The sequence below is a fragment of the Streptomyces erythrochromogenes genome, from assembly GCF_036170895.1.
GTDB lineage: Bacteria > Actinomycetota > Actinomycetes > Streptomycetales > Streptomycetaceae > Streptomyces > Streptomyces erythrochromogenes.
The window spans coordinates 2,858,941-2,880,198 of sequence record NZ_CP108036.1 but is presented as its reverse complement, the minus strand read 5'-3'; the positions used below and the strand labels follow the sequence as shown (position 1 = coordinate 2,880,198).

At 71.7% G+C, this 21,258-nt stretch carries 22 protein-coding genes; 14 read left to right on the top strand and 8 right to left on the bottom strand.

Going from position 1 to position 21,258, the window contains the following annotated elements; translation table 11 throughout:
- Positions 1-5 precede the first annotated feature (5 nt).
- On the bottom strand, positions 6-656 hold the full coding sequence (locus OHA91_RS12740; protein ID WP_031148323.1) for an AIM24 family protein: 651 nt from the start codon (positions 654-656) through the stop codon (positions 6-8).
- A complete protein-coding gene (locus OHA91_RS12735; RefSeq protein WP_031148325.1) occupies positions 656-1,294 on the bottom strand; it encodes an AIM24 family protein in 639 nt (212 codons plus the stop codon). The genes OHA91_RS12740 and OHA91_RS12735 overlap by 1 nt, the downstream gene beginning before the upstream one ends.
- 187 nt (positions 1,295-1,481) lie before the next feature.
- On the opposite strand from OHA91_RS12735, the gene OHA91_RS12730 reads away from it, so the two are divergent.
- The 5 genes from OHA91_RS12730 to OHA91_RS12710 all read left to right on the top strand — a co-directional run bounded on the left by OHA91_RS12730 (position 1,482) and on the right by OHA91_RS12710 (position 4,301).
- Positions 1,482-1,826 carry a DUF3817 domain-containing protein gene (locus OHA91_RS12730; protein WP_031148327.1) on the top strand — a complete coding sequence of 115 codons (345 nt, stop codon included), beginning with the start codon at positions 1,482-1,484 and terminating at the stop codon, positions 1,824-1,826.
- On the top strand, positions 1,823-2,122 hold the full coding sequence (locus OHA91_RS12725; protein ID WP_031148329.1) for an MTH1187 family thiamine-binding protein: 300 nt from the start codon (positions 1,823-1,825) through the stop codon (positions 2,120-2,122). The genes OHA91_RS12730 and OHA91_RS12725 overlap by 4 nt, the downstream gene beginning before the upstream one ends.
- 165 nt (positions 2,123-2,287) lie before the next feature.
- The gene (locus tag OHA91_RS12720) at positions 2,288-2,986 is read left to right on the top strand and encodes a hypothetical protein (RefSeq protein WP_266497634.1); all 699 of its coding nucleotides are present in this window, start codon (positions 2,288-2,290) and stop codon (positions 2,984-2,986) included.
- Entirely contained in the window at positions 2,983-3,672 is a 690-nt protein-coding gene (locus OHA91_RS12715) for a DUF4166 domain-containing protein (protein ID WP_328739245.1), read from the top strand. Before OHA91_RS12720 ends, OHA91_RS12715 begins: the two co-directional genes overlap by 4 nt.
- Positions 3,669-4,301: a TetR/AcrR family transcriptional regulator gene (locus OHA91_RS12710; RefSeq protein ID WP_031148335.1), complete on the top strand. Its 633-nt coding sequence runs from the start codon at positions 3,669-3,671 to the stop codon at positions 4,299-4,301. The genes OHA91_RS12715 and OHA91_RS12710 overlap by 4 nt, the downstream gene beginning before the upstream one ends.
- Positions 4,302-4,409: 108 nt before the next feature.
- Here the strand turns inward: OHA91_RS12710 and OHA91_RS12705 are convergent, their stop codons facing one another.
- Positions 4,410-5,468: a glycoside hydrolase family 6 protein gene (locus OHA91_RS12705; protein ID WP_031148337.1), complete on the bottom strand. Its 1,059-nt coding sequence runs from the start codon at positions 5,466-5,468 to the stop codon at positions 4,410-4,412.
- Positions 5,469-5,592: 124 nt separating this feature from the next.
- Positions 5,593-6,588, bottom strand: coding sequence for an ArsR/SmtB family transcription factor (locus tag OHA91_RS12700; protein WP_031148339.1), 996 nt, complete (start codon positions 6,586-6,588; stop codon positions 5,593-5,595).
- A 95-nt stretch (positions 6,589-6,683) separates the two neighbouring features.
- Between OHA91_RS12700 and OHA91_RS12695 the strand changes: the two genes are divergently transcribed.
- The 5 genes from OHA91_RS12695 (at position 6,684) to OHA91_RS12675 (ending at position 11,107) form a co-directional block, all read left to right on the top strand.
- On the top strand, positions 6,684-7,937 hold the full coding sequence (locus OHA91_RS12695) for an MFS transporter (protein ID WP_408059165.1): 1,254 nt from the start codon (positions 6,684-6,686) through the stop codon (positions 7,935-7,937).
- Between the two features lie 21 nt (positions 7,938-7,958).
- Positions 7,959-8,468, top strand: coding sequence for a MarR family winged helix-turn-helix transcriptional regulator (locus OHA91_RS12690; RefSeq protein WP_030853700.1), 510 nt, complete (start codon positions 7,959-7,961; stop codon positions 8,466-8,468).
- A gap of 63 nt (positions 8,469-8,531) precedes the next feature.
- Positions 8,532-8,861 carry a DUF3817 domain-containing protein gene (locus tag OHA91_RS12685; RefSeq protein ID WP_031148341.1) on the top strand — a complete coding sequence of 110 codons (330 nt, stop codon included), beginning with the start codon at positions 8,532-8,534 and terminating at the stop codon, positions 8,859-8,861.
- Between the two features lie 87 nt (positions 8,862-8,948).
- Positions 8,949-10,649: an acyl-CoA mutase large subunit family protein gene (locus tag OHA91_RS12680; protein WP_328739244.1), complete on the top strand. Its 1,701-nt coding sequence runs from the start codon at positions 8,949-8,951 to the stop codon at positions 10,647-10,649.
- 62 nt (positions 10,650-10,711) lie between these two features.
- Positions 10,712-11,107, top strand: coding sequence for a hypothetical protein (locus OHA91_RS12675; protein WP_031148345.1), 396 nt, complete (start codon positions 10,712-10,714; stop codon positions 11,105-11,107).
- 30 nt (positions 11,108-11,137) lie between these two features.
- On the opposite strand, the gene OHA91_RS12670 is transcribed toward OHA91_RS12675, so the two are convergent.
- Entirely contained in the window at positions 11,138-11,758 is a 621-nt protein-coding gene (locus tag OHA91_RS12670; RefSeq protein WP_031148348.1) for a TetR/AcrR family transcriptional regulator, read from the bottom strand.
- A 250-nt stretch (positions 11,759-12,008) separates the two neighbouring features.
- Here OHA91_RS12670 and OHA91_RS12665 point away from each other — a divergent pair, with 250 nt between their 5' ends.
- The 4 genes from OHA91_RS12665 (at position 12,009) to OHA91_RS12650 (ending at position 16,219) form a co-directional block, all read left to right on the top strand.
- The gene (locus OHA91_RS12665; RefSeq protein WP_078959178.1) at positions 12,009-13,007 is read left to right on the top strand and encodes a tetratricopeptide repeat protein; all 999 of its coding nucleotides are present in this window, start codon (positions 12,009-12,011) and stop codon (positions 13,005-13,007) included.
- Positions 13,008-13,635: 628 nt separating this feature from the next.
- On the top strand, positions 13,636-14,277 hold the full coding sequence (locus OHA91_RS12660; protein ID WP_031148352.1) for a DUF6230 family protein: 642 nt from the start codon (positions 13,636-13,638) through the stop codon (positions 14,275-14,277).
- Positions 14,278-14,385: 108 nt separating this feature from the next.
- The gene (locus OHA91_RS12655) at positions 14,386-14,973 is read left to right on the top strand and encodes a DUF6114 domain-containing protein (protein WP_031148354.1); all 588 of its coding nucleotides are present in this window, start codon (positions 14,386-14,388) and stop codon (positions 14,971-14,973) included.
- Positions 14,963-16,219, top strand: a complete 1,257-nt coding sequence (locus OHA91_RS12650; protein ID WP_031148357.1) for a hypothetical protein — start codon at positions 14,963-14,965, stop codon at positions 16,217-16,219. Before OHA91_RS12655 ends, OHA91_RS12650 begins: the two co-directional genes overlap by 11 nt.
- A 99-nt stretch (positions 16,220-16,318) precedes the next feature.
- On the opposite strand, the gene pyk is transcribed toward OHA91_RS12650, so the two are convergent.
- From pyk to pta, 3 genes are all read right to left on the bottom strand, one after another.
- A complete protein-coding gene (pyk, locus tag OHA91_RS12645; RefSeq protein WP_031148359.1) occupies positions 16,319-17,749 on the bottom strand; it encodes a pyruvate kinase in 1,431 nt (476 codons plus the stop codon).
- A gap of 61 nt (positions 17,750-17,810) precedes the next feature.
- Positions 17,811-19,025, bottom strand: a complete 1,215-nt coding sequence (locus tag OHA91_RS12640) for an acetate kinase (RefSeq protein WP_031148361.1) — start codon at positions 19,023-19,025, stop codon at positions 17,811-17,813.
- 69 nt (positions 19,026-19,094) lie between these two features.
- Positions 19,095-21,185: a phosphate acetyltransferase gene (gene pta / locus OHA91_RS12635; protein WP_031148364.1), complete on the bottom strand. Its 2,091-nt coding sequence runs from the start codon at positions 21,183-21,185 to the stop codon at positions 19,095-19,097.
- Positions 21,186-21,258 lie beyond the last annotated feature (73 nt).

Sequence of the window (21,258 nt, the reverse complement as noted above, 5' to 3'; positions counted from 1 at the left end):
AAAGTTCACAGCTTCTCCTCGGAGGCCTGTACGTACACCGCGCCCTGGCCGGACAGTTCCAGCTGGAACGCCTCGCCCGAGCCGCGCCCCACCATGTCCCGCCACCCGAGGGCGGTGGAGAGCTTGTTCCTGACGTCCCCGTGGTGGGCCACGTAGGCCTGCGGGTCCACGTGGACCGGACGGTTGGGGGTGATGGGGAGTTCGATGACCCCGCCGTGGGCCATCACGGCGACCGAGCCGTGGCCCTTGAGGGTGGTGGTGAACAGGCCTTGGCCGCTCACCTGGCCGCGGACCATGCCCATGACCCCGCCCTGCGAGCCCATGAACATCGTGCCCTGCTGGAGGGTGCCGTCGAAGGCGAGCAGCCGGTCGGCCTCCACGTAGAGGGTCTCGCCGGTCAGGTTGATCACCTGGATGTGGTGGCCGCCGTGGCCGAACATCACGGTGCCGCTGCCCTCGACCGTCATCAGCGGGGTCTGCTCGTTCGCCACGCGGCGCCCGATCATGCCCATGACCCCGCCCTGACCGCCCGTCAGGCTCGGGGTGAAGGAGACGTCGCCGCGGTACGCGAGCATCGCGCCGCGCTGGCTGAACATCCTCTGGCCCGGGACGACCTGGGCCTCGACCATCTTCGAGTTGATCTCGCGGAACGGCATCAGATGTCGCCCCCGACGGTGTTGCGCTCGCTCGGCTGCACGTAGACCAGGCCCTCGCCCTCGAAGCGGATCTGGAACGCCTCGCCGGAGCCCTCGCCGATCAGCGTGCGGAAGGTCACACCGGACTGGAAGGACTGCTGGAGGTTGCCGGTGTGCGCGATGTACGCCCCCGGGTCGACGGACAGCGGGTACTGGGCGCTCACGCGCAGCACCACGGCCGGACCGTCGGAGACGATCGCCGCCTGGCCCGAGCCCTCGACCGTCGTGGTGAACAGACCGTTGCCCGTCGAGGCGCCGCGCAGTCCGGTGAAGGTGGTGCCGGTGCGCAGGCCGGCGTCGGTGCACAGCAGGTTGCTGGACTCGACGTAGAGCTTCTCGCCGCGCAGATTGACCAGATTGATCTCACTTGCGCGGTCGGCGAAGAAGCAGGTGCCGTGCCCCTGTACCTCCATCACCGTCATCTGTTCGCCGGTCAGCCGGCGGGTCACCATCCCGCGGAGGCCTTCGCCACCGCCGGACATCTTCTTGAAGGCCATCTGCCCGTCGTACGCGACCATGGAGCCGTTCTTCGCTTTCACGGCGTCCCCGGTCAGGTCGACGGCCAGCACCTTGCTGCCTTGGAGTCGGAACTGAGCCACGGGATGACGTTATCGGCAGCGGGCGGACCCGAACAGAGTCCCGTGGCCGGATATATGACACACCCGGGCGTTTGGGAGCGATCCCGGTACGGTCCGGCCCGGGCCGGCGGGGAGGGGCCGGGTCAAGATCCCGTAAAGCTGCTGAGACACTGGAGGCGACCCTGGCCTCCACCCCCGAAGGTTCCACGTGGACATCAAGACCGCCTCCGCCCTGCACCGCCTGCGCCTCGTCTCCGTCCCGGAGGCGCTGTCGTTCCCGGCCCTGCTGATCTTCGGCTCGCTGCTGAGCCGGGTCTCGGACATCGACTACCTGCTGATGCCGCTGGGAATCCTGCACGCGATCCTGTTCATGGTCTACTCGGTGCTGCTGCTGGACGTGTGGTACAAGGCGAAGTGGCCTTTCAAGAAGGCCCTGTTCTTCTTCGTCCTCTCCGTGGTACCGCTGGGTGGCCTCTACGGCGACAAGCTGCTCAAGCGCGAAGAGGCCGACAGCGTGGTCGCGGCCCGCGCCCGTGAGGCGGCCCAGGCGTGATCGTCGCGTTCTCGGTGACCCCGCTCGGCGTCGGTGAAGAGGTCGGGGAGTACGTCGCCGACGCGGTCCGCGTGGTCCGCGAGTCCGGGCTGGCGAACCGCACCGACGCGATGTTCACCACCATCGAGGGTGAGTCCTGGGACGAGGTCATGGACGTCGTCCGGCGCGCGGTGGCGGCGGTCGAGGAGCGGGCGCCGCGGGTGTCCGTGATCATCAAGGCCGACATCCGCCCCGGCGTCACCGACGGCATCACCTCGAAGGTCGAGACGGTGGAACGCCACCTCGCGCAGGGCTGAACCGCCCGCCCCCGTACACCCGAAGCGCCCCTGGCCCAGCCGGCCGGGGGCGCTTTCGCATGCCCGGCCCCAATCCGTGTGACCGGCCTCACGGTTGAGCGATCGCTCAAACTGGCCTAGTGTCCCGGTTGAGCGATCGCTCAAAACGCGGGAACGGGGGTGGACGTGAGCCTGTACGTCGAGACGTTCGTCCGGGCCGGGATGGACGAGCTGTGGGAACGCAGCCAGGATCCGGCCCAGCACCAGCGGTGGGACCTGAGGTTCACCTCCATCCACTACCTCCCGCGGTCCGAGGGCGAGCCGCAGCGGTTCCGGTACGCGACCCGCGTACTGCCCTTCGTCTCCGTCGACGGGACCGGCGTCTCCGCGGGGGAGCGCCGCCGGCCCGACGGGACCAGGGTGTCGGCCCTGCGGTTCGCCTCGGACCATCCGCTGTCCCTGCTCGCGGAAGGCAGCGGGTACTGGCGCTACGTCCCCGACGGCGACGGCATCCGCTTCCTCACCGGCTACGACTACCGGCCCCGCTGGGGCCGCTTCGGGGCCCTGGCCGACCGGCTCGTCTTCCGGCCGCTCATGGGCTGGGCCACCGCCTGGTCCTTCGACAGGCTGCGGCTGTGGTGCGAACGCGGAACCCCGCCGGGCCTCGCCCTCGCCCGGACCGCCGGCGAGAGCGCCCTGCGCGTCCTGCTGTCCGCGGCCGCCCTGCTGTACGCCCCGGCGGCCCCGGCCCTGCTCGTCGTGGCCGCCGCGCTGCTGCTGCCGCCGCTGCCCGGCACCCCGGCAGCCCGCCGCTGCCTGCGCACCCCGCCCGGCCGCACCCCCGTCGCCGCACCCCGTCTGCTCAGCACCCTGGAGCCGTCATGACCTCCATCTTCCGGACCCACATGGGCGCCGACTTCGACCGTCTGCACCCGCAGATCCAGCGCCGGTTCTCGGTCGGGCTGGAGAGCGGTGAGGGCTGCGTCGGCCGCGGCACCATGGAGCGGATATGGCACGGCGGCAGCTTCGTGAAGCCCTTCCTCCGGCTCGGCGGGACGCGCAACATCCTGGTGCCGCGCGAGGGCCGCGACATCCCCTTCGTCATAGAGAACCTCCCGTACCTCGACTCCTTCGGCCGGGAGACCGTCACCTTCGTGCGCACCTTCCGGCTGCCCGACGGGCCGCACCGGTTCGACGCCACGATGGTGCACAGCCCTGAACGAGACTGCGTCCTCGACTACCTGGGCACGCACCAGCACCTCGCCAGCGACCTGCACATGAGCGCCGAGCCCGACGGTTCGCTGCTCATCCGCTCCGGTGAGCACCGCTTCCGCGAGGGGCCCGTCGACGTCCGCGTCCCCGACCTCATCGGCGGCGACGCCGAGGTGCGCGAGTCCTTCGACGACGCCACCGGCCGGTTCCGGATCAGGGTGCGCGTGGTCAACCGCCGCTTCGGGCCGCTCTTCGGGTACGAGGGCTCCTTCACCGCGAGTTACGTCGACGCCCGCGAACGGTGGGCGACCGGGCTCTTCGGCGACCTGCGGCCGGTCCGCGAGGAGGTCCGGGCGTGAGCGCGGCCACCAAGGAGAAGCTCCTCGAAGGAGCCCTGCGCACGCTCGTCGAGCAGGGCATCGCCAAGGCCTCGGCCCGCACCATCGCGGCCACCGCCGGGGTCGGCCAGGGGCTGATCTTCTACCACTTCGGCTCCGTCGAGGAACTGCTCGCCGCCGCCTGCCGGTACGGGGCCGAGCAGCGGGTGGCCCGCTACCGGGACCGGCTCGCGGGGCTGGGCAGCCTCACGGAACTGTTGGAGTTCGCCCGCGCGATGCACGCCGAGGAGCGGGAGGCCGGGCACGTCGCCGTGCTCGGGCAGCTGCTGGCCGCAGGTCAGAACTCGCCCGCCCTCGCGGCCGCCACCGCCGCCGGACTCGGCCTGTGGATCGAGGAGCTGGAGGCGGTGCTCACCCGGCTGCTCGCGGCGACCCCGCTCGACGGGTTCGCCGACCCCGCGGGGCTCGCCCGGGCCACCGCCGCCTCCTTCGTGGGCATCGAGCTGTACGAGGCGGTGGACCCGCAGGGCGCCGGCCGGGCGTTCGACGCCCTGGAGCAGCTCGCCGGACTGGCCGCGGTGTTGGAGGGCCTGGGCCCCCTGAGCCAGCGCGCGGTACGCCACGGCCTGCGCCGCGGCACCCGGACCTGACGCTCCCCGTGCGGCGAGGGGCGGTGCCGAGCCTCGCGGGGCCCGGGGGCACCTCCCCGGCGGTAGCCGGGGAGGGGAGGGGAGGGGATGGGACTTCGCGGACGCGGCCTATGGGACGTCCCGCGCGCGGCGGGCCAGGCCGAGGGCCTGTTCGGGCCACCAGGTGCCGGCCGCCGGGCCGCCGCGGCAGGTCCCGTCGGACTCGCCCGGCCGCTTCACCCAGAGGTACGCGTCGACGAGCGGGTCGCCGGTCCGGTCGGTCGGCGGCGTGCCGAGGGCGCGGCCCGGCGGGTTGCAGGAGGCCCGCTCGCGGTCGCCCGGCAGGGGCCCCTCGCCGTTGCGGCCGGTGTCGACGACGAAGTGCCGGCCCTTGACCGCCCGGGAGAGCTTCGCGCCGTAGGCCCGGACGGCCGCGTCCGGCTGGAACCCGGAGACGTTGAGGGCGAAGCCGTCGGCGCGGTCGAGCCCCGCTTCGCGGAGGGGGCCGGCGAGGTCGGCCGGGTCGCGGATCCACCCCGGATCGCCGGCGTCCAGATAGACCTTCGTATGGCGGTTCTTCTTGAGCCGGTCGACGGCTTCGGAGAGCAGCCGCAGGCGCTCGGCGCGGTGCTCGGCGCGCACGCAGCCGTCGACGGCGTGCGCCACGGCGTGCGGCTCCAGGACGACGAGGGCCCGGGCGTCGCCGATGGCATCGGCGAAGGCGCCGATCCAGCCGCGGTAGGCGCGGGCGTCGGCGGCGCCCCCGACGGGCAGCTGCCCGCAGTCGCGGTGCGGGATGTTGTGCGCGGCGAGCACCAGGGTCCGCCCGGAGGCCTTCGCGGCCGCGCTGGCCCGGCGGATCCCGGGGCCGGGATCGCCGGGCCGTCCCCACAGCGCGACCGGCCGGTCCGCGATCCGGCGCAGCACCTGGGCGTCGGCGTAGCGGCCCGTCGCCTCCCAGGCCGCGACCTGCCGGGCGGCCTCGCTGTTCGGGTCCACCCAGAAGGAGGACTCGCCCTCGGCGGCGCCCTCGGCGGCGGCCGGCGCGGCGGCCCCGGGACCGGCGGCGGGGCTGCGCGGCCCGGGCTCCGGTGCGGTGGAGCAGGCGGGGGCCGCCGCGAGCAGCAGGAGGAGGCCGAGGACGGCAGCGGGCCTGGGGCGGCGCGGCCTGGGAGCGACGGATGGCATCCGGATTCCTCGCGACGAAGGGTCGGGCGGCAGACCGTGAGGCGGTGAGGCGGTAAGGATGTACGACCGGAATATGGTGACATGACGGATAGTCGGCTCGGCCGCGCGACACCGCCCGCGCCGGTCAGCCGGCGGCGTCCCCCGTGGTGAGGGCGATGGCCAGGGGGGTGCGTTCGTAGAGCACCTGGTGGCCCCGGCGGGCGGAGATGAGCAGGCCCGCCGCGTGCAGGACCCCCAGGTGCGCCGAGACGGTGGAGGGTGCCAGGCCGAGGCGGTGGGCCAGGGCCGTGGTGGACGCCGGTTCGTCCAGCGCGCACAGCACGTCCGCCCGGGCCCGGCCCAGCAGCCGGGCCAGCGCGGTCGGCGTGTCCTCGCCCGCCGGGGTCCACAGGGCGCCGATGCCGCGGGCCGGATAGACGACGGTCGGCTGCCAGGGCGGGTCGAAGCCGCCCGCGATCTGCGGCCAGACGAAGGCGCTCGGCATGAGCAGCAGCCCCTGGCCGCCCAGGACGCGGTCGTGGTGGCTGGGGCGCTCGATGGTGAGGGTGAGCGACGCCGCGTCCCAGGAGAGATCGGGGTGCAGGCCGTCGAAGAGGGACTCCAGCCCGCCGGCGGCCAGACGGCGCGTATGGAAGAGGATGTCCGCCTCCAGCAGCGCCCGCAGCCGCGGCCAGTGCGGCTCGACCAGCGCGCCCCAGGCCCGCTCCAGCAGATCGGCCAGCTCCCGCACCGACCGCGCCGGATCCGCGAGGAGGGCCCGGCCGAGGTCGCTGTCGAGCGCGCCCGGCGTGCAGGCCAGCGACTTGCGCATGTCCTCGAGCGCCGCGGCCGGATCGGCCGCGCGGATCACCGCGAGCTCCTCCTCGAAGGAGACGCCCGGACCGCTCGGCGGCGGGCTGATGAAGTCGGTGCTGTGCCCCCGGCGCGGCATCAGCAGCCACAGCGGCCGCAGGTCCAGCCCGTCGGCTGCGGCCCGGCTCCGCCGGAGCCACGGCAGGTGGTAGCCCTGCCGGTCCGGGCGGCTCAGAGTGCGGATCGCCTCCTGCGTCTCCCAGGCCGGCGACAGCGCGAACCGGCACCGCAGCAGGTCCGCGTGCCCGAAACGATGGTGCAAACCCATGCCGCACCCTCTCGCACGCGCCCGACCGCTCCGCCCGACATTCGTCCCGGGCCGAATCTCTACGCCGGCCAGCCTAGGCCCCCGACGCTGCCGTCATGCCAACCGTCACCCAGGCCCGGGCCGAAGCGGGCTCCGCCGGCTACCTCACCGTCTTCCGGACCCCCGAGTTCCCCGCCGTCTTCGCCGCGCACCTGATGTCCGTACTCGGCCTGGTCGTCGCCGAGATCTCCCTCTCCGTCCTCGTCTACCGCCTCACCGGCTCGCCCCTGATGAGCGCGCTCACCTTCGCCCTCGGCTTCCTCCCCTACGCACTCGGCGGCACCCTCCTCGCCGGGGTCGCCGACCGCCGCCCCGCCCGCCCGGTGCTCGTCACCTGCGACCTCGTCTGCGCGGCCTGCGCCGCGGCCATGGTGCTGCCCGCCACCCCCGTCGCCGTGCTCCTCGTCCTGCGCTGCGCGATGGCCTTCGTGGCACCCCTCTTCCAGGGCACGCGCAACGCCTCCCTCCCCGACGTCCTCGGATCCGGCGACGCCTACGTCCTGGGCCGCTCGCTGCTGCGCATGGTCGCCCAGAGCGCCCAGCTCATCGGCTTCGGCCTCGGCGGCCTGCTGCTCACCGTCCTCGCCCCGCGCGCCGCCATCGCGCTGACCGCCGCCGGATTCCTCGGCTCGGCCCTCCTGCTGCGGCTGGGCACCCGGGCCCGGCCCGCACGGACGGCCGTCCGCACCTCCCCGCTCGCCGGGATGCGGGCCGTCCTGGGCCGGCGCCGGCTGCGGGCGCTCACCCTCCTGTTCTGGCTGCCGCCCGTCTTCCTCGTCGTACCCGAGGCGCTGCTCGCCGCGTACGCCGACGGCATCGGCGCCGGGACCGCCGTCCTCGGCCTGATGATGTGCGCCATGCCCGTGGGCACCCTCGCCGGAGAGCTCTGGGCGGGCTCCGCGCTGAGCGCGCGGACGCGCTCGCGGATCGTCGCCCCGCTGGCCGCCGCCGGCCTGCTGCCGTTCCTCCTCTACGCGGGCCGGCCGGGCGTGCCCCTCGCCCTGATCGCACTGCTGCTCGCCGGGCTGGCCCACGCCTACACCCTGGGGCTGGACCAGTGGTACGTGGACGCCGTCCCCGACGAGCTGCGCGGCCGGGCGATGACCCTGCTCAGCACGGGCCTGATGACCCTCCAGGGAGCGGGCATGGCCCTGGCCGGGCTCGCCGCAGAGTTCTTCCCGGTGCACGTGGTCGTCACGGGGTCCGGGGTGCTCGGAACCGCCGTCGTCCTGGCGCTCCTGGCCGAACTCCGTTCCGCCGTCCGGCAGGAGGAGCGACTGAGGGATGAGACGGCCCCCGCCGTGAAGTGACCTCCCGGTAGGGTCGGACGCGTGCCCAAGCCGCTCAGCCTTCCCTTCGACCCCATCGCCCGCGCCGACGAGCTCTGGCAGCAGCGCTGGGGGCCCGTGCCCTCGATGGCCGCGATCACCTCGATCATGCGCGCCCACCAGATCCTGCTCGGCGAGGTCGACGCGGTCGTCAAGCCGTACGGGCTGACCTTCGCACGCTACGAGGCGCTGGTGCTGCTCACCTTCTCCAAGGCGGGCGAGCTGCCGATGTCGAAGATCGGCGAGAGGCTGATGGTCCACCCCACCTCGGTGACCAACACCGTGGACCGGCTGGTGCGGTCCGGGCTGGTCGCCAAGCGGCCCAATCCGAACGACGGCCGCGGCACCCTCGCCTCCATCACGGAGAAGGGCCGGGAGGTCGTCGAGGCCGCCACCAAGGACCTGATGGCGATCGACTTCGGCCTCGGAGCGTACGACGCCGAGGAGTGCGGGGAGATCTTCGCCCTGCTCCGCCCGCTGCGCGTGGCCGCCGCGGACTTCGACGAGTCCTGACCCCGTCCCGCGATCCCGGGGCCGCGTCAAGATCGAGCAAAACGGACGGTTACGCTCGTCGGCATGAAACGAAGCGTGCTGACCCGCTACCGCGTCATGGCCTACGTGACCGCGGTCATGCTCCTGATCCTCTGCGCCTGCATGGTGGCGAAGTACGGCTTCGACACCGGTGCCGATCTCACCTTCGTGGTGTCGCAGACCCACGGTGTGCTCTTCATGATCTACCTGGTCTTCGCCTTCGACCTGGGGTCCAAGGCGAAGTGGCCCTTCGGCAAGCTCCTGTGGGTGCTCGTGTCGGGCACCATTCCGCTGGCCGCCTTCTTCGTCGAGCGCAAGATCCGCGCCGAGGTGGAGCCCCTGGTCAGCGACTCGCTCGCGACCGCGAAGGCCTGACGACGAGGCGAGCGTCACCCACCCCCGGGACGACTCCCGGGGGTTTCCCATCGACATTTACTAGGACGTCCTAGTAAATTCGTGGGTATGGACGCTGACGCCATCGAGGAGGGCCGCCGTCGCTGGCAGGCCCGTTATGACAAGGCCCGCAAGCGCGAGGCAGACTTCACCACGCTCTCCGGCGATGAGGTCGAACCCGTCTACGGGCCCCGGCCCGGCGACGCGTACGAGGGCTTCGAGCGGATCGGCTGGCCGGGGGAGTACCCGTACACGCGCGGCCTGCACGCCACCGGCTACCGCGGCCGGACCTGGACCATCCGCCAGTTCGCCGGCTTCGGGAACGCCGAGCAGACGAACGAGCGCTACAAGATGATCCTGGCCGCCGGCGGCGGCGGGCTCTCCGTCGCCTTCGACATGCCGACCCTCATGGGCCGCGACTCCGACGACCCCCGCTCCCTCGGCGAGGTCGGACACTGCGGCGTCGCCATCGACTCCGCCGCCGACATGGAGGTCCTCTTCAAGGACATCCCCCTCGGCGACGTCACGACCTCCATGACGATCTCGGGCCCCGCCGTGCCCGCCTTCTGCATGTACCTCGTCGCCGCCGAGCGCCAGGGCGTGGACCCCGCCGTGCTGAACGGCACGCTGCAGACGGACATCTTCAAGGAGTACATCGCCCAGAAGGAATGGCTCTTCGAACCGGAGCCGCACCTGCGCCTCATCGGCGACCTCATGGAGTACTGCGCGAAGGGCATCCCGGCCTACAAGCCGCTGTCCGTCTCCGGCTACCACATCCGCGAGGCCGGGGCCACGGCCGCGCAGGAGCTCGCCTACACCCTCGCCGACGGCTTCGGCTACGTGGAGCTGGGCCTCTCCCGCGGCCTGGACGTCGACCACTTCGCCTCCGGGCTCTCCTTCTTCTTCGACGCGCACCTCGACTTCTTCGAGGAGATCGCCAAGTTCCGCGCGGCCCGCCGGATCTGGGCGCGCTGGATGAAGGAGGTCTACGGGGCCAAGAACGAGAAGTCGATGTGGCTGCGCTTCCACACGCAGACCGCCGGCGTCTCCCTCACCGCGCAGCAGCCGTACAACAACGTCGTACGCACCGCCGTGGAGGCCCTCGCTGCCGTCCTCGGCGGAACCAACTCGCTGCACACCAACGCCCTCGACGAGACCCTCGCGCTGCCGAGCGAGCAGGCGGCCGAGATCGCCCTGCGCACCCAGCAGGTGCTGATGGAGGAGACCGGCGTCGCCAACGTGGCGGACCCGCTGGGCGGCTCCTGGTTCGTCGAGCAGCTCACCGACCGCATCGAGGCCGACGCCGAGCGGATCTTCGAGCAGATCAAGGAGCGCGGCCTGCGCGCCCACCCCGACGGGCAGCACCCCATCGGGCCGATCACCTCGGGCATCCTGCGCGGCATCGAGGACGGCTGGTTCACCGGCGAGATCGCCGAGTCGGCCTTCCAGTACCAGCGCTCCCTGGAGAAGGGTGACAAGCGGGTCGTCGGCGTCAACGTCCACCACGGATCCGTCACCGGCGACCTGGAGATCCTGCGGGTCAGCCACGAGGTGGAGCGCGAGCAGGTCCGCGCCCTCGCCGACCGCAAGACCCACCGCGACGACGCCAAGGTCGCCGCGTCCCTCAAGGACATGCTGGACGCCGCCCGCGACGGCTCGAACATGATCCCCGCCATGCTGGACGCGGTGCGCGCCGAGGCCACGCTGGGCGAGATCTGCAACACCCTGCGCGACGAGTGGGGCACCTACACGGAGCCCCCGGGCTTCTAGGGCCGGGCCCGGCCCCGGGAATTCGCGTGGAAGGCCGGTCATGGCGCCCGTACGGTGGCGCCATGACCGGCCTTCCCGTTTCCGTGCCCGGTGTCAGCGCCCGCGTGGTGATGCAGACCGGCTGCGGGCCGTACGCGTACATCGTCGTGGACTTCGAACCGCCCGGCCCCGACGGCGCGTCGGAGTTCCTGCACACCGTGTCCGACGACCGGCTGCCGCACGAGTTCCTGCCCGCGGTGTGGGACGGGATCCGGGAGGGGCTGGGCGGGGTGGCGGCCGTGGCGGTCCTCACCGACGGGGGCTTTCACGAGGTCGACTCCCGCGACCAGGGCTACCGGCTCGCCGGGCGCTACGCCGGGATGGCCGCGCTCGCGGCCGCCGGCCTGGGGGAACCGCCGGCGGATCGGGGCCGGCAGATCCGGGTGAACTGGCCGGGCAAACCCCGGGCCGGGACGTGACCGGCTCCGCCGGGGCGCGGCCGGACGGGCTCAGGCCGCGGCCGGGCCGCGCAGGCCGTGCATCAGGAGGGCGGTGAAGGTGGCCACCCAGAGCTCGTCCACCGGCTCGGAGCTCACCAGGGCGCGGTGCACCACGGTGCCCGCGATCACGTCGAAGATCAGGTCCGTGGTCCGGCCCGCCAGGAACTCGTCCTCCTCGTAGGGGAGTTCGCCGCGGGCCTGGGCCCGTTCGCGACCCAGTACGACGAGACGTTTCTGCCGGTCCACGATCGCCGACCGGATCCGGTCGCGCAGGGCCTCGTCCCGGGTGGACTCGGAGACGACCGCCATCAGGGCCGTACGGGCCTCCGGGCGCCGCAGCAGCTCCGCGAAGCGCAGGACCACGTACTCGATGTCGGCTTCCAGGGAGCCCCGATCCGGCAGTTCGAGCGCGTCGAAGAGCTCCGCGACCGCGTCCACGACCAGCTCGCTCTTGCCCGCCCAGCGCCGGTACAGGGTGGTCTTGGCGACGCCCGCGCGGGCCGAGACGTCGCCCATCGTCAGCTTCGACCAGCCCAGCTCGACCAGCGCGTCCCGGGTGGCGGCGAGGATGGCGGCGTCCGCGGCCGCGCTGCGGGGGCGACCGGTGCGGCCGGGGCTGGGGTTGCGCATGGCCGAGACCATACCCGTCGGTAGCCGAACGGGCCGCTGTGGTTCAGATCACGGGCGTCGCGGGGGCGCGCAGGGCCTCTGGGAGAGTTACGCTACGGCTCGTAGCGTAAGAGCGACAACCACGCGAAGAGCTACGGGCGCCAGGTGGGGACCCGGCGCCGCCCAGCAACACGATCGCGGCGGATACGACTGCACGGCCAATTCACGCGATCTTTTTCGTCGGCGCGCGCACACGGGGGAGGATGTACGCATGCAGCCCAGAAACATGTCCATGAGCGGCGTCGTCGACCTCGCCGCGGTGAAGGCGGCCGGCGAGGCCAAGGCCAAGGCCGAGCAGGCCCGCGCCGAAGCGGCGCGACAGGCCGCTCAGGGTGGCGGGGCCGGTCCGGCCGCCGACGCCGTCCCGCCCTCGGCGCTCGTCTTCGACGTCGACGAGGCCGGTTTTGAACGCGACGTGCTCCAGCTCTCCGCCGAGGTCCCGGTCGTCCTGGACTTCTGGGCCGAGTGGTGCCAGCCGTGCAAGCAGCTCAGCCCGCTCCTGGAGCGCCTGACCGTCGAGGCGAACGGCCGCCTCGTGCTGGCCAAGGTGGACGTCGACGCCAACCAGATGCTGATGCAGCAGTTCCAGATCCAGGGCATCCCGGCCGTCTTCGCCGTGGTCGCCGGTCAGGTGCTGCCGCTCTTCCAGGGCGTCGCCCCCGAGCAGCAGATCCGCGACACCCTCGCCCAACTGGTCCAGGTGGCCGAGGAGCGCTTCGGGATCATCGGCCTCGACGTGGATGCGAACGCCGAGGGAGCCGCCGAGTCCGCACCGGTCGAGGCCCCGGCCGGTCCGTACGACGCGCTGCTGGAGGCGGCCGTCGTCGCACTGGACGCCGGCGACCTCGGTGGCGCGGTGCAGGCGTACAAGAACGTACTCGCGGACGACCCGGGCAACACCGAGGCCAAGCTGGGTCTGGCCCAGGCCGAGCTGCTCGCCCGGGTCCAGCACATGAACCCGCAGGAGGTGCGCGCAGCCGCGGCCGCGAACCCGCGCGACCCGGCGGCGCAGATCGCCGCGGCCGACCTGGATCTGGTGGGCGGTCACGTGGAGGACGCCTTCGGCCGCCTCGTGGACACCGTGAAGGTCACGTTCGGTGACGATCGCGATGCGGTGCGCCTGCGACTGCTCGAACTGTTCGAGGTCATCGGCGCCGACGACCCGAGGGTGACGGCGGCGCGGACGGCGCTGGCGCGGGTGCTCTTCTAGGGCGGCTCCGGTCCGGCTCCGCAGCCGCTCCGCGCCGGTCCCGGGAAGGGTCCCGGACGTCGTCGGGCGGCCGCCGATTTGTTGACACGTAGATAAACAGCGGCCGCGCTTTGCCAAAACTTGGCAATCGCGGCCGCTGTTACTCGCAGTAAATCGAACCCCGTGAACTGTCCGGTGTGTTCACCCTTTTGCCGTTCTGTCATGGCCCCGGGTGGCACCCTGCGTTGCCGACGGACGGTTACAGGCAGCATTCAGGTTATCTGGCCGTTACCCGCCAGTAACGAACCCCCTTGTGCCCCGGCCGGGAATGGACCACGATCGGCGACGCTCGGTCCTTCCCGCAGAGCCGCTCACTCGGAGCCGCGGTGGAGGGTCCCCACCGAGCCGGCCGGTGGCAGTGGCACCGGACGTGGGACAGGGGGGTCTCTGCCACGTGGGCGGGGCCTGTCCTCCAGGTTGCGCGAACGCGTGGCCCAGTGGTTGTCGCTCGGGGGTGAACGCCGGTGTATCGGACGTGGCACGGCCGCGGCCCGGCCGCCTGCGCTCCTTCCCGAGGACGTAGCACTTCTCCCATCCCAGGACGGGCACGGCCCGGACCGGAGATGTACGTCCGAGAAGGAGGAACGAAATGAGTTCTCAGGTTCGTGGCGGGACCAGATGGAAGCGCTTCGCGCTCGTCATGGTGCCGAGCATCGCGGCCACGGCCGCGGTCGGTGTGGGTCTGGCGCAGGGTGCCCTCGCGGCGTCCTTCAGCGTCTCCGGCCAGGACTTCAAGGTCTCGGCCGACAAGCTCGACGGTGACAACCTCATCCAGTACGGCGGCATCGCCGAGGGGCACGACCTCAAGGGCAATGCGCAGCACCACCCGGTGACCATCTCCGGGTTCAGCCACGCCGAGATCACCAACATGTGCCAGTCGCTGGTGACCCCGACGCCGCTCGGCAACATCACGCTGCAGCTGCGCACCGGCCACAAGGGCAAGCCGGCCGTCGCCGACAACATCTACCTGGATGTTGCGGAGCTCGACACCGACGCCGAGTTCAAGAACCTGGACATCGGTGTCGCGGTCGGCGACCCGAACCACAAGACGAAGCCGCAGGCCGGTACGGTCAGCAGCCCGTACGCGTTCTCGCAGCGCGCCGACAAGGCGATCCTGACGAACGTGCGCCAGAAGGCGTGGGCGACCACGGCGGGCACGTTCAAGCTGCCCGACCTGAAGCTGCGTCTGCTCGGCGGCGACAAGCCGTGCTACCAGGACATCAAGGACTGATCCGGTCCTGGTGAATGACCGGACGGGCGGGCGGCGACGGCCGTCCCCGTCCGCCCGTCCGGGCTCCACAGAGTTCTCCGTACCACCGTTTCCAGGGAGCTGTTGTCCATGAACCCCCAGGCCCCGGTTTACGTTCGCGCAGAAGACGACGCCTGGCTCACCGTGGTGTATTACCACTTCCGCGCGTGGCGCGGTCGCCGTCCCTTCTGGGCCGGGCTGTTCACGCTCCTCGGTGGCTTCCCGATCGCGTACTTCCCGTATGCGGACCTCCGGCTGGGCAACGTCAGTCTCGCGATGGCCACCACGGGTGGTGCCGGCGCACTGATCATCGGTGTACTGCTGATCACGCTGGGCCTGGCCCTCTGGTTCCAGCAGACCATCCGGGTCTTCGCCGGAGTCGCCTCGATCCTGCTGGCCCTGGTGTCCCTACCGGTGTCCAACCTCGGCGGTTTCGGGATGGGCTTCATCCTCTCCCTCGTCGGCGGCGCCCTCGCGCTGTCGTGGGCGCCGGGACAGCCGGTGGACGAGGAGCCCGCGGTCCAGCAGCCGACGGTACAGCAGCCGGCCGTGGTCGCCCTGGGCAAGACGGACGCGACGCCGGGCGGCCTGGACATCCCCGGTCCCCGCGAGACGGAGACGGCACACGCGAGCGAGACGACTGCCCACGCCGATGGCGGGAGGAACAGTGCGGGGTGACGAGACGCAGCGGGGCGTGGCCCCAGGCGCAGAGTCCCGTGAGAGGAAGGGCCCGCGACACGCGGCGCCCAGGAAGTCCCTGCTGAACAAGATCCAGATACCCGTCGGCAAGACGATGGCGCTGGCGGCGATGCCGACGGCCGTGTTCGTCGGGATGGGCATGGCGCCCAAACTGGCCGTGGCCGACGACAAGGAGATCCCCTTCGCGCCCGGGCCGTGTGTGACGCGGTCCGACGAGCCGGCGGAGACCGAGTCGAAGTCCCCGTCCCCCACGCCCTCGAAGACGGCCTCGCCGAGCGCCTCGCCCAGCGCGTCGCCCGCACCGTCCACGGCCGCGAAGCCGAAGACGAGCGCCACCCCGTCGGCGACCAAGTCCCCGTCGGCGAACGCCCCGGCCCCGGCCACCACACCGGCGCCGGCACCGACCGAGTCCGCGAACCCGCTGGACCCCCTCGGCGTGGGCGACAAGCTCAAGGACCTCATCGACGGGCTGGGCCAGCCGCTCAAGGACACGAAGGCGACCCCGACGCCCGCGGCCACGCCCTCCACGACCGCCAAGCCGACCCCGGACCCGGCCGCGGACGCGATCCGGGACGCCGCCAAGCAGGCGGGCGCCACGGTCGAGGAGCTGCCCGACGAGGTCAAGGACACCGTCAAGAAGCCCAAGGACGAGAAGCCCAAGGAAGAGGGCGACGAGGACAAGGGCGACGAGGACGAGGCCAAGGACGAGGCGACGAAGGACCCGGACGGGAAGGAACCCTTCCCCTGCCCGACCTACGACGCCGAGGCCCTGGCCAACGCCGAGCTGGAGCAGGGCATCCCGCTCCTGCCCGACGAGCCCTGGTACCTCGACAGCTCCCTGCTGACCCTCTACGGCCTCGACTACCACGGCATCGTCGAGGTGAAGACCGCCAGCGGCAAGGTCAAGAAGGTCCTGAAGTTCACGGCGGACTCGCTGGACATCAAGGACCTGTACCAGACGGTCGGCAAGGGCGGGAACGTCGCCCACCTGAAGTCGCGTCCGGGCTCCACGTCCAAGATCCGCGGCGGCACGGTGACGATGTACACCGAGAGCCTCAAGGGGAAGCTGTTCGGTCTGATCCCGATCGAGTTCACCCCGAACAGCCCGCCGCCCCTGAACGTCCCGTTCGCGTTCTTCACGGACGTCCAGGTCGTCCAGGCGGCTCAGTTCGGCGGCACTCTGACCGTGCCGGGCCTGAAGAACTACATCGGCCCGCCCGAGTAGGCAGCAGGCGGTACGGACACACCGAGGGCGGCACCCCGCATCACTGCGGGGTGCCGCCCTCGGTCTCTGTGCGGCAGAGTCTGTTGCGGTGCGACGGCGTCAGGCGCGGTCGACGCCACCCAGGTGGTGCACCCGGACCATGTTGGTGGTGCCGGGGACGCCGGGGGGCGAGCCGGCGGTGATGATCATGGTGTCGCCCTCGTTGTAGCGGCCCAGCTTGAGCAGCTCGCCGTCCACCAGGTCGACCATGGCGTCGGTGGTGTCCACGTGCGGGACGATGTACGACTCGACGCCCCAGCTCAGCGTGAGCTGGTTGCGGGTGTTGACGTCCGTGGTGAAGGCCAGGATCTGCTGCGTGGCGCGGTAGCGCGACAGGCGGCGGGCGGTGTCCCCGGACTGGGTGAAGGCGATGAGCGCCTGGCCGTCCAGGAAGTCCGCGATCTCGCAGGCCGCGCGGGCCACGGAGCCGCCCTGGGTGCGCGGCTTCTTGCCCGGGACCAGTGGCTGGAGGCCCTTGGACAGGAGCTCCTCCTCGGCCGCCGTGACGATCTTCGACATCGTCTTGACGGTCTCGATCGGGTAGGCGCCCACGGAGGACTCGGCCGACAGCATGACCGCGTCCGCGCCGTCGAGGATCGCGTTGGCGACGTCGGACGCCTCCGCGCGCGTCGGGCGGGAGTTGGTGATCATCGACTCCATCATCTGGGTCGCGACGATCACCGGCTTGGCGTTGCGGCGGCACATCTCGATGAGCCGCTTCTGGACCATCGGGACCTTCTCGAGCGGGTACTCGACGGCGAGGTCGCCGCGGGCCACCATGACCGCGTCGAAGGCGGCGACCACGGCCTCCATGTTCTCGACGGCCTGCGGCTTCTCCACCTTGGCGATGACGGGGACCCGGCGGCCCTCCTCGTCCATGACCCGGTGCACGTCCTTGACGTCGTTGGCGTCGCGGACGAAGGACAGGGCGACCATGTCGCAGCCCATCCGCAGGGCGAAGCGGAGGTCGTCGACGTCCTTCTCCGACAGGGCGGGGACGTTCACGGCGGCACCCGGCAGGTTGATGCCCTTGTGGTCCGAGATGACACCGCCCTCGATGACGATGGTCCTGACCCGGGGGCCTTCGACCTCCGTCACCCGGAGCTCGACGTTGCCGTCGTTGATCAGGACCTGGTCGCCCTTGGCGACGTCGCCCGGGAGACCCTTGTAGGTGGTGCCGCAGATGGACTTGTCGCCCGGGACGTCCTCGGTGGTGATGGTGAACTCGTCACCGCGCACCAGCTCGACGGGACCTTCGGCGAAGGTCTCCAGACGGATCTTCGGACCCTGGAGGTCGGCGAGGACGCCGACGGCGCGCCCGGTGTCTTCGGAGACCTGCCGGACGCGGTCGTACCGCTCCTGGTGTTCTGCCTGGGACCCGTGGCTGAAGTTGAATCGGGCCACGTTCATACCTGCCTCGATGAGCGCTTTCAGCTGCTCATACGAGTCGACGGCGGGGCCCAGCGTGCAGACAATTTTGGAACGGCGCATGACTGGATCCTATCGGTTTGTTTCGCAGCGGAATATTCCGTCTGGTGGAAAGTCCAAGTGACTACTCGGTAACCAGCGCGTACGCCTGGGTGGCGATCTCCAGTTCCTCATCCGTGGGGACCACCGCCACGGCCACCCGGGCATAGTCCGCCGAAACCAGTCGCGGCTGCGGGGAACGCGCCGCATTGGCTTCGAGATCCAGCGCCAGGCCCAGCTCGGCCAGGCCGTCCAGCGCGGCCTCCCGGACCTGGTGGGCGTTCTCGCCGACCCCGGCCGTGAACGCCACCGCGTCCACCCGCCCGAGGACCGCCGAGTAGGCCCCGATGTACTTCTTCAGCCGGTGGACGTAGGTGGCGAAGGCCAGCCGCGCCGCCTCGTCGCCCTCGCCCGCGCGCCGCAGCACCTCGCGCATGTCGTTGTCGCCGCACATGCCCAGCAGACCGCTCTTCTTGTTCAGGAGCGAATCGATCTCGTCCACCGAGAGGCCGCCCACCCGCGCCAGGTGGAAGACGACCGCCGGGTCGAGATCGCCCGAGCGGGTGCCCATGACCAGCCCCTCCAGCGGGGTCATGCCCATGGACGTCTCCACGCAGAGCCCGCCCCGCACGGCCGAGGCGGAGGCGCCGTTGCCCAGGTGCAGCACGATCACGTTCACGTCCTCCACCGGCTTGCCGAGCAGGGCGGCCGTCGCCCGCGAGACGTAGGCGTGGGAGGTGCCGTGGAAGCCGTACCGCCGGACGGAGTACGCGTCGGCGACCTGGGCGTCGATCGCGTACCGGGCCACGTACTCCGGCATCGTCGAGTGGAAGGCGGTGTCGAAGACGGCGACCTGGGGGATGTCCGCGCGCAGCGAGCGCGCCACCTCGATGCCCGTGACGTTCGCCGGGTTGTGCAGCGGCGCCAGGGGGATCAGGTTCCGGATCTCCGCGAGCACCTCGTCGTCGATCACCGTCGGCCGGGTGAACCGCGTCCCGCCGTGCACCACCCGGTGCCCCACCGCGGCCAGCTCGGGGGAGTCCAGGCCCATCCCGTCGGCGGCGAGCTCGCCGGCCACGGCCTTCAGCGCGGCCTCGTGGTCCGCGATCGGGCCGACGTGCTCGCGCTTGCCGCCGGCCGAGGCAGGACCGGTCAGCGGCTCGTGCACCAGCCGGGAGGTCTCCTCGCCGATCCGCTCCACCAGGCCGACGGCCAGACGCGACCGGTCCGCCATGTCGAGGAGCTGGTACTTGACCGACGAGGAGCCGGAGTTGAGGACGAGTACGCGCGATGCGGTCACGGTGGAGGTCTTTCCTTGTCGCGGGCGATGAGGGGAGGGAGGCGGCGGGGCGGGGAGGGCAGCCGGGCGTCAGGCGCCGGCGGCGGGTCCCGGTGCGCCCTGCGCCTGGATCGCCGTGATGGCCACGGTGGTGACGATGTCCTGGACGAGGGCGCCGCGCGAGAGGTCGTTGACGGGCTTGCGCAGACCCTGGAGCACCGGGCCGACCGCGACCGCGCCCGCCGAACGCTGCACGGCCTTGTACGTGTTGTTGCCCGTGTTGAGGTCGGGGAAGATCAGCACCGTCGCGCGGCCGGCCACCTCGGACCCGGGCAGCTTCGTCGCGGCGACCGAGGGCTCCACGGCCGCGTCGTACTGGATCGGACCCTCGACGGCCAGGTCGGGGCGCTGCTCGCGGACGATCTCGGTGGCCTTGCGCACCTTGTCGACGTCCGCGCCGGAACCGGAGGTGCCGGTCGAGTACGAGAGCATCGCGATCCGAGGCTCGACGCCGAAGGAGGCGGCGGTGGCGGCCGACTGGACCGCGATGTCCGCGAGTTGCTCGGCGTTCGGGTCCGGGTTGACCGCGCAGTCTCCGTATACGAGCACCCGGTCGGCCAGGCACATGAAGAAGACCGAGGAGACGATGGACGCCTCCGGCTTGGTCTTGATGATTTCGAAGGCCGGGCGGATGGTCGCCGCGGTGGAGTGCACCGAGCCGGAGACCATGCCGTCGGACAGGCCCCGCTGGACCATCAGGGTGCCGAAGTAGTTGACGTCGGTGACGACGTCATGGGCCAGCTCGACGGTCATGCCCTTGTGGGCGCGGACCTCGGCGTAGTACTCGGCGAAACCCTCCCGCAGCGGGGAGGTGGCCGGGTCGATGAGCTGCGCGCCCGAGATGTCGACGCCGAGGTCGCCGGCCTTCTTCAGGATCGCCTGCTCGTCGCCCAGCAGGGTCAGGTCGCAGACGCCCCGGCGCAGCACCACGTCCGCGGCGCGCAGCACGCGCTCCTCGGTGCCCTCGGGCAGCACGACGCGGCGCCGGTCGGAGCGGGCCCGCTCCAGCAGCTCGTGCTCGAACATCATCGGGGTGACGCGCTCCGAGCGGGCCACCGAGAGCAGGCCGCGCAGCTCGCCGGTGTCCACGTGGCGTTCGAAGAGACCGAGCGCGGTCTCCAGCTTGCGCGGGGTCGCGGAGTTCAACCGGCTCTGCAGCGAGAAGAGTTCGGCGGCGGTCGGGAAGCTGTTGCCGGCCACCGACACCACGGGCGTGCCCGGCGCCAGCTTCGAGGCCAGCGTCAGGACGTCCTTGCTCGGCCGCTCGTTCAGGGTGAGCAGCACGCCCGCGATCGGCGGGGTGCCGGAGGCGTGCGCGGCGAGCGCGCCGACCACGAGGTCCGAGCGGTCGCCGGGGGTCACGACCAGGCAGCCGGGGGTCAGGGCGTTCAGGAAGTTCGGCAGCATCGCGCCCCCGAAGACGAAGTCCAGGGCGTCGCGGGCCAGGCCCGCCTCGTCGCCGAGGAGCACCTCGCCGCCGAGTGCCCGGGTGATCTGGGCGACGGTCGGGGCGGACAGCGACTTGTCGTCCGGCAGGACGTAGCAGGGCACGGGGAGGCGGGCCGCCAGCCGCTCGGCTATGAGGTCGCGGTCCTCCGCGGCCACCCGGTTGACGACCATCGCGACGACGTGGCAGCCCAGGCTCTCGTACGCGCGGTAGGCGTTGCGGGCCTCGGCGCGCACGGCCTCGGCGGGGTGCTTGGTGCCGCCCACGACGGGGACGACGACCGCGCCCAGCTCGTTGGCGAGGCGGGCGTTGAGCGCCAGCTCGTCGGGGAGGTTGGTCTCGGCGTAGTCGGTGCCGAGGACGAGCACGACCTCGTAGTCGCGGGCCAGCCGGTGGTAACGGTCGACGAGCTGCGAGACCAGCTCGTCGGTGCCCTTCTCGGCCAGGATCGCCGAGGCCTCGCGGTACTCCATCCCGTAGGCCGTCGAGGCGTCCTGGTCGATCCGGTAGCGGGCCTTGAGGAGGTCGAAGAGGCGGTCGGGTGCGTCGTGGAGCAACGGCCGGTAGACGCCGACCCGGCCGGTCTGCCGGGTCAGGAGCTCCATGATCCCGAGTTCGACGACCTGCCGGCCGTCCCCCCGCTCGATGCCGGTCACGTACACGCTGCGCGTCACGCGTGCTCTCCGTCTCTTCGTGTGGTCGATTGACCCGGTTGGGATGGGCTGCCCTCTTGACAATACCTCCGCC

Coding starts and splice junctions, on each gene's coding strand:
- OHA91_RS12740 (WP_031148323.1), bottom strand. CDS start 656: ATGCCGTTCCGCGAGATCAACTCGAAGATGGTCGAGGCCCAGGTCGTC.
- OHA91_RS12715 (WP_328739245.1), top strand. CDS start 2,983: ATGACCTCCATCTTCCGGACCCACATGGGCGCCGACTTCGACCGTCTG.
- OHA91_RS12705 (WP_031148337.1), bottom strand. CDS start 5,468: ATGCCATCCGTCGCTCCCAGGCCGCGCCGCCCCAGGCCCGCTGCCGTC.
- OHA91_RS12700 (WP_031148339.1), bottom strand. CDS start 6,588: ATGGGTTTGCACCATCGTTTCGGGCACGCGGACCTGCTGCGGTGCCGG.
- OHA91_RS12695 (WP_408059165.1), top strand. CDS start 6,684: ATGCCAACCGTCACCCAGGCCCGGGCCGAAGCGGGCTCCGCCGGCTAC.
- OHA91_RS12685 (WP_031148341.1), top strand. CDS start 8,532: ATGAAACGAAGCGTGCTGACCCGCTACCGCGTCATGGCCTACGTGACC.
- OHA91_RS12680 (WP_328739244.1), top strand. CDS start 8,949: ATGGACGCTGACGCCATCGAGGAGGGCCGCCGTCGCTGGCAGGCCCGT.
- OHA91_RS12675 (WP_031148345.1), top strand. CDS start 10,712: ATGACCGGCCTTCCCGTTTCCGTGCCCGGTGTCAGCGCCCGCGTGGTG.
- OHA91_RS12670 (WP_031148348.1), bottom strand. CDS start 11,758: ATGCGCAACCCCAGCCCCGGCCGCACCGGTCGCCCCCGCAGCGCGGCC.
- OHA91_RS12665 (WP_078959178.1), top strand. CDS start 12,009: ATGCAGCCCAGAAACATGTCCATGAGCGGCGTCGTCGACCTCGCCGCG.
- OHA91_RS12660 (WP_031148352.1), top strand. CDS start 13,636: ATGAGTTCTCAGGTTCGTGGCGGGACCAGATGGAAGCGCTTCGCGCTC.
- OHA91_RS12655 (WP_031148354.1), top strand. CDS start 14,386: ATGAACCCCCAGGCCCCGGTTTACGTTCGCGCAGAAGACGACGCCTGG.
- pyk (WP_031148359.1), bottom strand. CDS start 17,749: ATGCGCCGTTCCAAAATTGTCTGCACGCTGGGCCCCGCCGTCGACTCG.